The organism is Bradyrhizobium erythrophlei (assembly GCF_042430365.1).
Classification (GTDB): Bacteria; Pseudomonadota; Alphaproteobacteria; order Rhizobiales; family Xanthobacteraceae; genus Bradyrhizobium; species Bradyrhizobium erythrophlei.
In genome coordinates this window covers 1-13,957 of record NZ_JBHMET010000063.1, presented here as the reverse complement: position 1 = coordinate 13,957, position 13,957 = coordinate 1, and the positions used below count along the sequence as shown (strand labels likewise).

At 61.6% G+C, this 13,957-nt stretch carries 10 protein-coding genes and 2 pseudogenes; 8 read left to right on the top strand and 4 right to left on the bottom strand.

The genetic code is table 11. From position 1 onward, the window contains the following. Window positions 1-102: 102 nt before the first annotated feature. The 5 genes from ACFFWD_RS11410 (at window position 103) to ACFFWD_RS11390 (ending at window position 6,609) form a co-directional block, all read left to right on the top strand. A complete protein-coding gene (locus tag ACFFWD_RS11410) occupies window positions 103-3,288 on the top strand; it encodes an efflux RND transporter permease subunit (RefSeq protein ID WP_376964986.1) in 3,186 nt (1,061 codons plus the stop codon). 86 nt (window positions 3,289-3,374) lie between these two features. Beyond that, a complete protein-coding gene (locus ACFFWD_RS11405; RefSeq protein WP_376964984.1) occupies window positions 3,375-4,502 on the top strand; it encodes an efflux RND transporter periplasmic adaptor subunit in 1,128 nt (375 codons plus the stop codon). Between the two features lie 12 nt (window positions 4,503-4,514). Next, window positions 4,515-5,666 carry an OpgC domain-containing protein gene (locus tag ACFFWD_RS11400; RefSeq protein WP_376964982.1) on the top strand — a complete coding sequence of 384 codons (1,152 nt, stop codon included), beginning with the start codon at window positions 4,515-4,517 and terminating at the stop codon, window positions 5,664-5,666. After that, entirely contained in the window at window positions 5,663-6,415 is a 753-nt protein-coding gene (locus tag ACFFWD_RS11395) for a COG4280 domain-containing protein (protein WP_376964980.1), read from the top strand. Before ACFFWD_RS11400 ends, ACFFWD_RS11395 begins: the two co-directional genes overlap by 4 nt. Further along, entirely contained in the window at window positions 6,412-6,609 is a 198-nt protein-coding gene (locus tag ACFFWD_RS11390) for a hypothetical protein (protein ID WP_376964978.1), read from the top strand. Before ACFFWD_RS11395 ends, ACFFWD_RS11390 begins: the two co-directional genes overlap by 4 nt. Before the next feature lie 326 nt (window positions 6,610-6,935). Here ACFFWD_RS11390 and ACFFWD_RS11385 read toward each other — a convergent pair whose 3' ends face one another. Next, window positions 6,936-7,259: an antibiotic biosynthesis monooxygenase gene (locus ACFFWD_RS11385; RefSeq protein WP_376964976.1), complete on the bottom strand. Its 324-nt coding sequence runs from the start codon at window positions 7,257-7,259 to the stop codon at window positions 6,936-6,938. Window positions 7,260-7,451: 192 nt separating this feature from the next. Between ACFFWD_RS11385 and ACFFWD_RS11380 the strand changes: the two genes are divergently transcribed. From ACFFWD_RS11380 to ACFFWD_RS11370, 3 genes and pseudogenes are all read left to right on the top strand, one after another. After that, entirely contained in the window at window positions 7,452-9,842 is a 2,391-nt protein-coding gene (locus tag ACFFWD_RS11380; protein WP_376964974.1) for an ATP-binding protein, read from the top strand. Between the two features lie 436 nt (window positions 9,843-10,278). Then, window positions 10,279-10,834, top strand: a pseudogene (locus ACFFWD_RS11375) (thioredoxin family protein). 332 nt (window positions 10,835-11,166) lie between these two features. Beyond that, window positions 11,167-11,565, top strand: coding sequence for a hypothetical protein (locus tag ACFFWD_RS11370; protein WP_376964972.1), 399 nt, complete (start codon window positions 11,167-11,169; stop codon window positions 11,563-11,565). A gap of 56 nt (window positions 11,566-11,621) precedes the next feature. Here ACFFWD_RS11370 and ACFFWD_RS11365 read toward each other — a convergent pair. From ACFFWD_RS11365 to ACFFWD_RS11355, 3 genes and pseudogenes are all read right to left on the bottom strand, one after another. Then, a pseudogene (locus ACFFWD_RS11365) lies at window positions 11,622-12,032 on the bottom strand (transposase); the annotation flags it as partial. 365 nt (window positions 12,033-12,397) lie between these two features. Beyond that, the gene (locus ACFFWD_RS11360; protein ID WP_376964970.1) at window positions 12,398-13,084 is read right to left on the bottom strand and encodes a phasin family protein; all 687 of its coding nucleotides are present in this window, start codon (window positions 13,082-13,084) and stop codon (window positions 12,398-12,400) included. Window positions 13,085-13,184: 100 nt separating this feature from the next. Further along, the gene (locus tag ACFFWD_RS11355) at window positions 13,185-13,823 is read right to left on the bottom strand and encodes a nucleotide-binding protein (RefSeq protein ID WP_376964968.1); all 639 of its coding nucleotides are present in this window, start codon (window positions 13,821-13,823) and stop codon (window positions 13,185-13,187) included. Window positions 13,824-13,957 lie beyond the last annotated feature (134 nt).

Sequence of the window (13,957 nt, the reverse complement as noted above, 5' to 3'; positions counted from 1 at the left end):
GATCGGAGAACTGCACCTCGCGGGCTTCGAGACAGGGATGCCGGCGTTGGGGCGGCCGCCTGAGGAGCGGCCGCGAGGCATCGGTTCACGTGGGAGAAGCACATGATCGGAATCGTCCGGCTCGCCCTGCAGCGGCCGTATACGTTCATCGTTATGGCGGTGCTGATCCTGCTCTTCGGCACGGCATCAGCGCTGCGCACGCCAACCGACATCTTTCCGAACATCAACATCCCCGTTATCAGCGTGGTGTTCAGCTATACCGGCCTGCCGGCCGACGACATGGCCGGCCGCATCGTCACGTTCTACGAACGCTCGCTACCCAACAGCGTCAACGATATCGAGCATATCGAATCGCAGTCGATTGTGAACTACGGGATCATCAAGATCTTCTTCCAGCCGACCGTGAACATCAATGCCGCGCTGGCGCAGGTCAACGGCATGTCGCAGACCGTCCTGAAGCAGATGCCGCCCGGCATCACCCCGCCACTGATCCTGAGCTTCAACGCCTCTAGCGTGCCGATTCTGCAGCTTGCGCTGTCGAGCGATCAGATGTCCGAGACGCAAATCTTCGATTCAGCGCTGAATTTCATTCGCCCGGCGCTGGCCCCGGTTCCAGCTGCCGCGCTGCCGCTTCCGTTCGGCGGCAAAGTGCGCCAGGTCCAGGCCGACCTCAACCAGCAGGCGCTGCATCAATACGGCGTGTCGGCGAACGACGTGATCAACGCGCTTTCATTGCAGAATTTGATCACCCCGGTCGGAACCCAGAAGATCGGCTCCTACGAATATACCGTGAACCTGAACGACTCGCCCAAAGCGGTCGAAGCCTTCAATGACCTTCCGATCAAGACCGTCAACGGCACCGTTATCTATATGCGCGACGTCGCCTATGTGCATGACGGCAGTCCGCCGCAGACCAACGCCGTCCACGTCAACGGCGCCAGCGCCGTGCTCTTGACCATCATGAAGGCGGGCGCAAGCTCGACGCTCGACATCATCAATGGCGTCAAGAGCCTGCTGCCGTCGGTATCGCAGACGCTGCCGGATAGCCTGAAGCTGACCGCAGTCGGCGATCAGTCGGTGTTTGTGACCGACGCGGTCTCCAGCGTCGTCCGGGAAGGCGTGATCGCAGCGGCGCTGACGGGGGCGATGATCCTGCTGTTCCTGGGCAGCTGGCGCTCGACCCTGATCATCACGCTCTCGATCCCGCTGGCGATCCTGGCGGCGCTGACCGGCCTTTCGCTCTTGGGCGAGACCATCAACGTCATGACGCTCGGCGGCCTGGCCCTCGCGGTCGGCATCCTGGTCGATGACGCGACCGTCACGATCGAGAACATCAATTGGCATCTGGAGCAGGGCAAGGCGATCGAGCCCGCCATCCTCGACGGTGCACAGCAGATCGTGGTGCCGGCCACCGTATCGCTGCTCTGCATCTGCATCGCCTTCGTGCCGATGTTCGGGCTTGGCGGCGTGGCCGGTTACCTGTTCCGGCCACTCGCCGAAGCGGTGATGCTCGCACTGGCAGCTTCCTATGTGCTGTCGCGCACGCTGGTGCCGACACTGGCGAACTATCTCCTGCGCAATCAGCACGTCCACGGCTCGGCTGATGGGGTCGACGGAACCAAGCCCAGGCGCAATCCGCTCGCCCGTTTCCAGCGCGGCTTTGAGCGCATGTTCGAAAGTGTGCGCAAGGCCTATCAGGGCCTGCTGCAGCTCTGCCTGCGCAACCGGGTCAAGGTGATCGCTGGATTTCTGGTCTTCAGCATCCTGTCGTTTGGGCTGGCGCCCTATCTCGGGCAGGACTTTTTCCCGACCGTCGATGGCGGCCAGATCAAGCTGCATATCCGCGCCCCCACCGGAACGCGGATCGAGGAAACGACGAGCCTGACCGACCGGATCGCGACGGCGATCCACGGCGTCATTCCGGCCAGCGAGCTCGACGGCATCGTGAGCAATATCGGGCTCAGCGTCAGCGGCATCAACATGGCCTACAACAACTCCGGCACCATCGGCGTCGGCGATGCCGATATCCTGATCAGCCTCAAGCCCAATCACGCGCCGACCGACGACTACATCAAGACCTTGCGCGAAAAGCTGCCGCAGCAGTTCCCCGGTACGAGCTTTGCCTTCCTCCCGGCGGACATTGTCAGCCAGGTCTTGAATTTCGGCGTCCCGGCGCCCATCGATCTGCAGGTCGCGGGCAGGGATCTGGTGGCGGATCGCAAATATGCAAATGCACTGCTGACAAGGATCAGGGCCATTCCCGGCATCGCCGATGCGCGCATCCAGCAGGCGTTCCAGCAGCCGACCCTCGACGTCAATGTCGACCGCTCGCTCACTTCGCTTGCCGGCCTCACCGAAAAGGATGTCGCGACGGCGATGCTGACGACCTTGTCGGGAAGCTCGCAGTCGGCGCCCACCTACTGGCTGAACCCGACCAATGGCGTGTCCTACGCGGTCTCGGTGCAGACCCCGCAGCGCGACATCAACACCATGACCGGCCTGAAGAACATTCCGGTGACGTCCGCGACCGCCGCCAACACCCAGCTGCTTGGGGGTTTGGCGCAGGTGCACCGCAGCAACAGCAACGCCGTGGTGTCACACTACAATGTGCAGCCGGTGATCGACATCTACGCGACGCCGCAGGGGCGCGATCTCGGCGCGCTCGCCGCCGACATCCAGAGTGCGATCCACGCTACCGCCAAGGATCTGCCGAAGGGCGCGAGCGTCGCGCTGCGCGGTCAGGTGAGCACGATGACGAGCGCCTATCAGCAGCTCTTGGTCGGTCTCGCGGCGGCGATCGTGCTGATCTATCTGCTGATCGTCATCAATTTTCAGTCCTGGGTCGATCCCTTCGTCATCGTGACGGCCTTGCCGACCGCGCTGGCCGGCATCGTCTGGGTCCTGTTTGGCACCGGCACGACGCTTTCCGTTCCGGCGCTGACCGGCGCCATCATGTGCATGGGCGTGGCGACCGCCAACAGCATTTTGGTGATCAGCTTTGCCCGTGAGCGGATGGCGGCGGGCGCCAGTGCCGTGCAGGCCGCGTTCGAGGCCGGCGGCGCCCGGTTCCGCCCGGTGCTGATGACGGCGCTTGCCATGGTGATCGGCATGCTGCCGATGGCGATCGAGCCCGGGCAGAACACCCCGTTGGGGCGCGCCGTGATCGGCGGACTGATCTTCGCCACCTGCGCCACGCTGTTTCTGGTGCCCACGATCTTCAGCCTGGTGCATGGACGGCAGCATGGCGCTGCAAACAAGTCCGACGCCGAAGCCGCGCCGTCGCATTGATTGGAGAACGAGGAAAAATGGCTACCGAAAAAGACATCAAAGTTCCGAGTCGGCGGAGCCTCCTGACGGTCGCGAGTGCGGCGGCGTTGCTCGCGGCCATCGTGGTGGGCTATGGCTTCGTCAACCGCGCGCAGAGCAAGCAGGAAGTCGTGGATTGGACCCACGCGCAGGCAATCCCGACCGTTGCTCTCGCTCAACTGATCCCCGGCAGCCCGCACCAGACGCTGACGCTCCCGGGCAATATTCAGCCCTTCAACAGGGCCGCGATTTTCGCGCGCGTGAACGGCTATGTGAAGAGCTGGGATCACGACATCGGCTCGCCGGTGAAGGCGGGGCAGGTGTTGGCCACCATCGATGCTCCCGATCTCGACCAGCAGCTGAGCCAGGCCAAGGCGACGCTGGCAAGCGTGAAGGCGAATTATCAAATTGCTTCGCTCACCGCCAGCCGCAACAACATCCTGGTGCAAAAGCAGATCGTGGCGCAGCAGCTCGCGGATCAGACCGCCGCCGACGAGAAAGCGAAGGAGGCGGTCGTGGACGCCAATGAAGCGAATGTCCGGCAGCTCGAGGCGATGCAGTCGTTCAAGACGCTGGCCGCTCCCTTTGACGGGGTGGTGACCGCCCGGAATGTGGAGCTCGGGATGCTGATCAACTCGGGCGGCTCGGGCCAGCCGCTGTTCGAGGTCTCCGACCTGCATCGGGTCCGGATCTACGTGCAGGTGCCGCAATCGTTCTCCGCCGGGCTGACACCGGGAATGAAGGCGACGTTCGAGATGCCGCAGTACCCCGGCATGCAATTCGGCGCCACGGTCACCCATATTTCCAAAGCCATCAATCCGACTTCGCACAGCATGCAGGTCGAGCTTCAGGCCGACAATTCGGCCGGAAAATTCTTCGGCGGCAGCTACTGCAATGTGCACTTCGAAATTCCGGCCGATGGGAACTTAGTGAATATCCCGTCAACCGCGCTGGTCACCGGCAGTCAGGGTACGCAGGTCGCGACCGTTGACAGCAACGGCAAGGTGGCGCTCAAAGGCGTTCAGCTCGGCCGCGATCTCGGTGACAGCGTGGAGGTCCTTGCCGGCCTGTCGCCATCCGACCGCATCATCAACAAGCCCCCGGAAACGCTGGCGGCCGGCGACACAGTGCGAGTCGCCGCCGCGACACCGAAGATAGCCGGACCAGCAGCGCCTTCGACGACACAGCCGCGCTGAAGAAGGCGTCCCATGCAGGCCCGCGCGGGACTTCCTTTCTCCGGTCGAGACGTCAGGCTGGACCTGTTCCGCGGCCTGGCCAACTGGGCAATCTTTTTGGACCATATTCCGCATGAAGCGCTGAGTTGGATCACGATCAGGAACTACGGCTTCAGCGATGCCGCCGACCTGTTTGTGTTCATATCCGGTTACACGGCGGCCTTGGTGTTCGCGCGACTGATGGTGGAGCGCGGCTACACGCCAGCCGCGTTACGGCTCGCAAAACGCGCTCTCAAGCTGTATGCCGCGCATATCGTGGTCGTGGTCACCTATATCGCCCTTGTTGCGAGCGTCTCGCGCGAGTTTCACGATCCGGATGACCTGAACCAGTTCAATGTCGCGCTTTTCATGAGCGCGCCATTCCGGGAATTTATCCAGGCTCTGGCCTTGATATACAAGCCCGTTAATCTGGACGTACTTCCGCTCTATGTTCTGTTGTTGGGCACGTTTGCTCCGGCTTTGTGGCTGATGGTTCGCAATGCGAATTTGACATTGGCCGGCTCGGTCGTCGTCTATCTTGGCGCAAGGCATTTTGGCTGGAATCTGCCGGCGGCGCCGACGGGCTTGTGGTATTTCAATCCGTTTGCCTGGCAGCTGCTGTTTTTCCTTGGCGCCTGGAGCGCACTTGGCGGCGCCCGTGCCCTTCACCCGCTAGTTCGAACCAGGGCTGCGTTCTGGCTGGCGATCGCCTATCTTGTATTTGCCTTAGTGGTGACGATCGCAATTTGTGCACCGGATTTCGGCGGGCATTTTCCACATTGGCTGCTGGAGCCGTTCGATCCCAACGACAAGACCAATCTCGCGCCTTATCGGGTCGTTCACTTCGTGGCTCTTGCTGTCGTCGTTGTCAGGTTCACGCCGGCGGATTCGCCTATTCTAAAATGGCGCGCGCTGGCGCCGCTGATCAAGTGTGGCCAAAGCTCGCTTCAGGTGTTCTGCGTTGGAATCCTCCTGTCGTTTTGCGCCCATGCCGCGATCGAATTGAGCCGCGATTCGCTGTGGGTTCAGTTTCTCGTCGGTGGGGCAGGCATACTGCTCATGACAGCCGTCGCGTATTGCTGGACTTCGTCCAGACAACGCGACCCCGTCCTCGCGTCGCCGGTTCGAATTGGAGAGCTCGCATGACAGGCAGTCTACCCCTCATTTGGCCGGTCGTGGCGGCCGCGTTCCTGGCCTCGCTGGTCGAGGCCGTCGAAGCGCTGACGATCGTGCTCGCCGTCGCCCTTGTCCGCGGCTGGCGGCCGGCCGGGCTTGGTGTCCTCGCCGGCCTGATGGTACTGGCGCTCATCGTCGTGGCGCTCGGACCGCTGCTCGATCATGTGCCGCTGCACCTGCTGCAACTCGTCATTGGCATCCTGCTCCTGCTGTTCGGCATGCGGTGGCTGCGAAAGGCGATCCTGCGCGCGGCAGGCATCATCCCGCTTCACGATGAAGCGAAGGCGTTCGCGACCGAGACGGCCGAGTTGCGCGAGCAGGCCCGCCGCCATGAAACGCGGCTCGACTGGATCGCCACGCTGACGACCTTCAAGGCGGTGCTTCTGGAAGGGTTTGAAGTGGTGTTCATCGTGATTGCGCTGGGTAGCGGCCGCGGCATGCTCATTCCGGCCAGCGTCGGCGCCGTTGCGGCGTGTCTGGCGGTCGCGGCGGTCGGGCTGGTCGTGCACCGGCCGCTGGCGCGGGTCCCGGAAAACACGCTCAAATTCGCCGTCGGCGTGATGCTGTCCGCGTTCGGCCTGTTCTGGACTGGTGAAGGGCTTGGCGTGGCCTGGCCGGGTGCGGATCTCGCGATCGTTGCATTTGCGGCGATATTTCTGGCGGTCAGCGGCGCGGCCGTCGCGCTGGTGCGCCGTCCCAAGGGGGAGGTCCTGTCATGACCATGCTGCTGCGCGAATTAGCCGGGCTGTTCGTCGACGACGGCGCACTCGCACTTGCGATCCTTGCAGTTGTCGCTCTCGCCGGCATGGTGGCCATCCTGATGCCGGATGTGCCACTGGTGGCAGGCGCGATTCTGCTGATGGGCTGTCTCGCGGCGCTGCTTTCGAGTGTGGCGCGAGCCGACGGGCGTTGATGGCTAGGACCTCGCGCGAAAGCCGGGCAACCGTAAGGAGTGGGATCTTCTTGTTCCTTTCACACTCAGGTCGCCGCTTGAGACAACCGGTCCGCTTGGCACGTTTCAGACATCCCGCGATGTCCGATCTTCGGTCGCTATCATGAGGAAAGCGGACGTGGCGCGGACAGCCGATTTCGGTAGCGATTGGACCCAGAACAGACGTTTCGCTGCAGGTCGCGCACGTAAACCACCGCGGCTTCGTTCGCGGCGGCGCGGATCGCCTGTGCCGTCAAGCCGCTGCGCCAATTCGACCGCCTGCTGCTGGTGTGGAACAACTCGTCCGGCTACGCCAAATCGCTGACGACAACTTCGCCATCGATCGCCTCGGTCGGCGATGCCAAAAGCGGACCGAGATTTTCCTTGATCCAGGGCATCAGGGTCTGGGTCGACGTCTCGGCAGTGGCTTTGTTTGTGAACAGCGACACCGCGATAATCGTGTCGTCGGCTCCGGCGACGAGAAAATACGCCTTGAAGCCCTCCATCTTTTTCATCACCGGCAATGCCCCTGCTTTGACGCGGACGGCGAATTCCTCCGCCGTTCCGGGTTTGATCTTACCGCGCCGGATGGCCGCGAAGGTCCGCTCGCTGTCGTTCCGCTTGTCGTTCATGGTGAAGTCTCCGCTCCGAACGTCGGCATCATGAGTAGACCGGCCCCGAATGTCCTTGAGACGACCTGCATTTTTGCTGGAGAAGCGCCCGATATCAGGTAATCTTGGGGTCCGGGGCTTCCGATGATCTACGCGTTTGCGGACTGCGAACTCGACGTCGAGCGGCGAGAGCTGCGTCGCCATCGCGCATCGGTGCACGTCGAGCCGCAGGTTTTCGAAGTCCTCCTTTATCTCGTCAGGCACCGCAACCGGGTCGTGGGTAAGGACGAGCTGTACGAGCAGGTCTGGAATGGCCGGATCGTGTCTGAAGCGACGTTGATCAGCCGGATTAGCGCAGCGCGAAAAGCAATTGGCGACAGCGGCGAACGGCAAACCTATTTGCGGACCATAGCGCGGCGCGGCTTCAGGTTCTGCGGCGCGGTCGAGGAACGCATCTTACAGTCCGCCGCCGAGGAGGTCCTGACTAACCTCCCGGCACGCGCGACGAGCTTCCTGGGTCGAGAGCGGGAAACAGCCGATGTCATGGCGCTTCTGTCGAATGTCCGGCTCCTCACTCTCACTGGTGTCGGCGGGGTCGGCAAGACGCGGCTCGCAATCCAAGTCGCGGATCGGGTCGCTTCGAAACATCCGGATGGCGCGTGGCTCATCGAGTTCGCGGCGCTCACCGATCCCGGAGCGGTCGGTCATGCGGTCGCCGGCGTGCTGGGCGTAACGCAACGGCCGGGCCGGTCGATCGAACAGAGCGTCATGGATGCACTTCGCGGCCGTCATCTCCTACTGGTGTTCGACAATTGCGAGCATTTGATCGAAACGATTGCGTCGCTGGTTCAGCAAATCATGGCGAATTGCCCGCACGTTACAGTGTTTGCGACCAGCCGAGAAGCGCTGGCGATCGATGGTGAGCAGACCTGGCCCGTTGCGCCACTCGATGTCGAAGGCACCGGTTCTCCGGCGGTGCAGTTGTTCGTGGAACGTGCGCGCGCCGTCGCACCAAGGTTCTCGCTCGGGGACGACGACGCAGTCGTCACCGAAATCTGCCGCCGGCTCGATGGTATCCCTTTGGCCATCGAGCTTGCCGCCGCTCGAATGCAGGCGATCAGCCCGTCACAGTTGCGCGAGCGGCTCGACGAGCGCTTCCGACTACTGAGCGGCGGATTGCGCCGCGGCATCGAACGCCATCAGACTCTGTGGCACGCGGTGCAATGGTCCTACGACCTGCTGTCGCCGCCGGAGCGGGCCGTTCTCGCATGGGCGTCAGTGTTCGCCGGCGGCTTCATGCTTGAGGCCGCAGAGGCGGTACGCGCAGCGGGAGATGATACTCTCGACTTGCTAGACGCGTTGGTGCGCAAATCGCTGGTGACGGTCGAACGCTCTGGCGGCGTAGTCCGTTATGGCATGCTGGAAACCATACGCCAGTTCGGCGAGGCGCAATGCGCCGCGATGGGAGGAAGCGAGGCGGCTCGGTTTCGCCACGCGCAATATTTCGCAGGGGACTCCGACGCACATTTCAAGATCTGGCTAAGCCCACTGCAGCGCGACGCCTATGAATGGCTCGATCGCGAAATGGGCAATCTGCGCGTCGCCTTCCGATGGGCGAAGGAACATGGCGAGATCGATATCGCAGGGCGGATCGCCTCCAACATTGGCGACATGGCGCGCTTTCGCGTGCGCGACGAAGCCGCCAATTGGGCTTCCGAAATCGTAAATGCGGCCCGCGCGATGCGACATCGGCGCCTTGCGGTTCTGCTCACTTGGGCCGCCAGTAGCGCATGGAGCTTCGCCCGCATGGACGAGGCGAGGCGCTACGCACTGGAGGCCATAGCGCTTGCCGGTAGCTCAGATTTCGATCCGTTCGCGTGGGCCTTCACCGACCTGGCAATGGTCGCGTCCTACGAAGGCAAGGTGGAAGAGGCCGTTGCGACGGCGGACGCCGGCGCCGGTCACGCGGCAGATCGGTTGGATCGCTTCTGCCTCGCAATGCGTCCCTATTTCCTCTCCGTCGCCGGCCGCGACGCCGAGGCAATGGCGGCGGCCGAGGAGAGCCTGAACAGGGTCGAGGCGACCGGCGTTCCCGCCTCGATAAGCATTGCACTTTGGGCCAAGGGAAAGGCCTTCGCCGCGGCGGCACCGACGGTTGCGCTGACGGCCTTCGACCGCGGCCTCGCCGTCGCCAACGAATCCGGCAACCGCTTCTGGGAAACCATGATCATTTTTGAGATCGCAGCGCTGCAGGCACGAGTCGGACATCCAGTCAGCGCGCTGCAGAGCTTCAAAAAGATGTTGAGCGTGGGCCGACGTTCGACCGAACTGATGTTCATCTCGCACGGACTTGGAAACCTCATTGTGCTGTTCGCCCGGCTCGGACGCGCTGACGAAGCGGCGACGCTGAATGGCACGTTATCCAAAACCTTTGAGCACAACCCCTTTGTGCCCGACCTTGCCGAGACACTGACGCGTTTGCGCGATGTGCTGGGCAGCGCGCGTTTCGACGCGGCCAATCGGCTTGGCGCTGCCATGGCCCTGCACGAAATGTACGAATACGCAATCGAACAGGTTGAACAGGCGCTCGCGACGACGTCCTAGCTTGGATGCAAGGCGATGGGAATCTTAGTGCTGATCCAATAAGAATGCCTGCTTATGGGCCCCTTTGAGACATGCCGACAGACTCTGAGAATGTTCGCTTCTCCGGGAATACCGGAAGTAATGGTTCATATGCAAAAGGTCAGGAGGTATTTCAAAACTAAACCTCGATGGGATGTTTCTTATCGTCTCTTTATGCGGTAAACTTCTTTTCTCAAGCCAACTGCTCATGCATTCGCCACGGCAGGGCGTAGGGAGCATAGAAGGCCGAAGCCACCTCGTTTAGAAAAACTAGCTGCGCTTGTTCCTAGCAATAGGAACGTGCTCGAGCCATAGCGGCCATCGCGGGTTGCGAATAGTAGTTGCACGGCGGTCGCGCCTTCCGACGGCTAGCGCCAACGTCGTGCAGGCATATATTTCGGACACAAGGAGGTGCGAGATGGCGATGACCGCCACCCAGGTCACTCTCGATACGCCGGCGGCGGAGTTTCGGCTTCCGGCGACCGACGGCAAGACTTACGCACTGGACGACCTTGCGGGCGAAAAGGGCACCGTCGTCGTCTTCATCTGCAACCATTGCCCCTATGTCAAAGCGGTGATCGACCGCATGGTTGCGGACGCCCGGGTGCTGATGTCGGAGGGCGTAGGCTTTTGCGGCGATTTGCTCGAACGATGCGGCGAGCTATCCTGAAGATTCATTTGAGAATATGAAGCATTTCGCGAAGGCTCATGGTTTCCCGTTTCCCTATCTGCACGACGAGACCCAGACAGTCGCGCGGGCGTATGGGGCGGTGTGTACGCCGGACTTCTTCGGTTACAGCGCCAACCGCAAGCTCAAGTACCGCGGCCGGCTCGACGAAGGCCGCACAACTCCGCCCCGCGCTGGGGCGCCCCGAGAGCTTGTCGAGGCCATGCGCGCGATTGCGACCACCGGTGTAGCGCCGGCTGATCAAAAGCCGTCCATTGGCTGCTCGATCAAATGGAAGGACGCATAAAACCGAGCCCTTGTCATAGAGCCCTAGCAGTTACGCGGTTGGAAGCGCAGGCGAAAGCATAGACATACAGTCCGAACGGGTTGCTCGCATCTCGCTCGCGCTCGGGGATTTGAAGGCGGCAGTCGCAATGGCCGCACGTTGAAGTCGCCCCTTTTTGATTTTTGGGAAACGTAGCCATTGGCTTTGCTCGCGGATGCCCGTTGGCAAAGCGGAGAAGGTAATTTGAGCCGCAGTTGGTCGGCGCCCCTTCGCCATTGGGTATGGCGCTGAGGCGCAGGAAGTTCGTGGACTTCACCGGCTGTTGGCAGCGGCGCGTATCGCAGTAGGGTCCAATGAGGGCCAAGATTATGAAAATAACCTATACGGATTCACGCGATGGAATGGTGCTTATTGGGTTCACCGATGAGCGCGGAGAACACGAAATCGCCCTAAGCACAATAGAGACGGCCGACCTTATCGGCGCGTTGAGGACCTCGCTAGAGGAGGCGGTTGGAAGTCCGGCCGCAAACAGCATGGGCCTTCCCGGCATCGAACGAGTGCAGATCGTTGAGACTGCGGAAGAAGTCTTTTTCCGCGTTTATATGAATGATCGCATTTCCCACGATTATCCGGTTCCGAAAGGAACCGCTCTTGCGGATGAGCTTCGGATGATGGCTGACCGGATGGAGGCGCGCAATTCGGCAAAGGCCACACATCCGTCATCCGATATCCAAAAGGGCAAGCTGAATTAGCCGACATGCCGTATCTCCGGGGCTGGCGCCTCGAAGGTGGACTAGCAGGACAGCATCTAGTGTCCTGAACCAGAAGTTCGCAGCATTGCGTCGTGTTTTGCCGGGGCATTGTAACGGCAGAAGCGCTCGATGGAAGCAAGGATGTCATCGGCGGATTTGGTCCATCTGAACGGTTTGGGATCGGCGTTGTGTCGTTCGATGAACAAGGCGATGTCCGCCTTGAGGGCGGCGACGCTGCGATAGACGCCGCGCCTGATCTTCTTATCGGTGAGGAGCGCGAAGAAGCGCTCGACTTGGTTGAGCCATGACGAACTGGTCGGGGTCAGGTGCACGTGCCAACGCGGCCTTTTGGCCAACCATCTCCGGATCATTGGGGTCTTGTGCGTGACGTAATTGTCCATGACGAGATGAACGTCGAGTTCGCGCGGTACGGCAGCCTCGATCTCGTCCAGGAACTTGCGGAACTCCCGGTCCAGCCCGAGCTTGGCCGCCACTTCCGTGTTCTGACCACCTTCCGCACAGGTCAGCACGATCCGGGCTCTCAGAGCCAGCGCCTGCGCCGTCTTCCGCCGCATCGTCAGCGACGTCAGTTCGGCCCGCTCATCATCGCTCAATATCAGGGGGGCAAGTTGCTGGACAGCCATTGGAGACTCCGTCGCCGTTTGCCTCCATCCTTGGCACAGCGACGCGAATCTACTGCGCAATCTATGATTGCGAACTTGTGACTCGGGACACTAGAGAGCCACAGCTCGCGTGTGATCACGGATGGATCAGGGAGTTAGACGAGAGCGTGATGACTTCCTTTCGTCATCACGCTCGGAACCAACGCGCGCTACGGCCGGTCGGTGGATTTTGTCAACACCTGGGGATCAGCAGCGGTGTGGGTGTCGTAGGACGGCATCAAGTTCATTGCAAGCGACCGCAATTCGCTGGACTGCTTGATCATCAACTCGATCTGTATTCGCGCATGCGTGCTCGACAATTTGATGAAATCGGAGGCCGACCTTAGATTGACCAGCTGCTGCGCGTAATCCAGTGCGGCGCTCATGTTCGCCTCCGTGAGTCCAAACGCCTTGGCCTGATAATCAGCAACGGTCGCAGCAATGGTGGCCGCCGGGATCGTCTTCTCCGAGCTTACAGCACCATGGCTGCTGTTCGCCTCCTGGGTCGACGGTTCCAGCGCTGGACCGCTCGGAAACTCTGGGCTGGCAACGTCCTTCACATCACCTGGTGAGGCACTCACACAGACTTTCGGGTTTTGCAGGACAGGGGCCCGATGATCTTCCACAGCCTCCACGGCCATATCGGTGGTACCGTCGGCGGAATTCGAGATCGCGCGAGCGCTCGAGGTGAGCACGTCGGCCGGATGAGGCAATTGGATCACGGCCGAGGAGCCCGCATGCCCCGCGGCCGGAGGGGCAACCGTGATGCTCGTGGTGAGCTGGTCAGAGTTCTCAGCTGCGGTTTCACCCGCTTTCAGGTCCTCGAAAAAAGTCGCGATCGGAGCGGGCGACGTCACTCGCACTCCATCACGTGCGGCACTGCTCACTGCGGCGGCCGTGAGCTCCACGAGCGAGCGACGAACGGGGCGCGCATGAGCAGGCTGCCTTGACCGCGGTTTACCCATGAACGACCGCCTCCCTGTTGAGTTGTTTCGAAACCCAGCCCCACAACGCGCGAATTTCCTCTGAGGCCTTTCCTTCGGGCGCAAATTCTGTGACGCCCAAACCCGCCCCGAGCGCGTCCTGGTAGTCGTTGCGCTGGACGATGAAGGGCAGCGCGAGTACTCCGAGCGAATTCAGTGCCGTCGCAGCTTCGCTCAGCCGATAGCCGCGAGGCGGCGTTTGGTTGAGGACGAAGGCAAATCGGCGGTTGAACCTGCGAATGGTGGTAAGCGTGGGCAGCGCAGCTTCTATATCTGCCGGACTCGGACGGGCCGGGATGAGACAAAAATCCGCCACCGAAATGGCGCAGCTGCTCAAGTTGTTGTTCGTGGCTGCAGTGTCGACAATTGCGAGCCTGACCCCCTCGGCCCTGAGGCGAGGTATTGCGTGCTCCATTTCAACGCGATCGGCCACCCGATCAACGCGCGGATAGGGGTTGGTGCGCCGTCGGCGCCAACTTGATACCGTGCCTTGCGGATCTGCTTCAATCACGGCAACACGGTTTGCGTCCTCCATCGCAGCGACAGCAAGGCCCACGGTGAGCGTGCTCTTGCCGCTTCCGCCCTTTTGCGTGACCAGAGTGACGACGTACATTCCTGCGTTTCCCCAAATGGTAACGACGCGGGACTTGACGCCCTCTAACAGTCTGCTGAAAAACCTCTCGCCGCAGCGAGAATTTGCTGATTCAATTTTTTATCACGAATCGGTGGGGGGGCGCATGCGCGGCG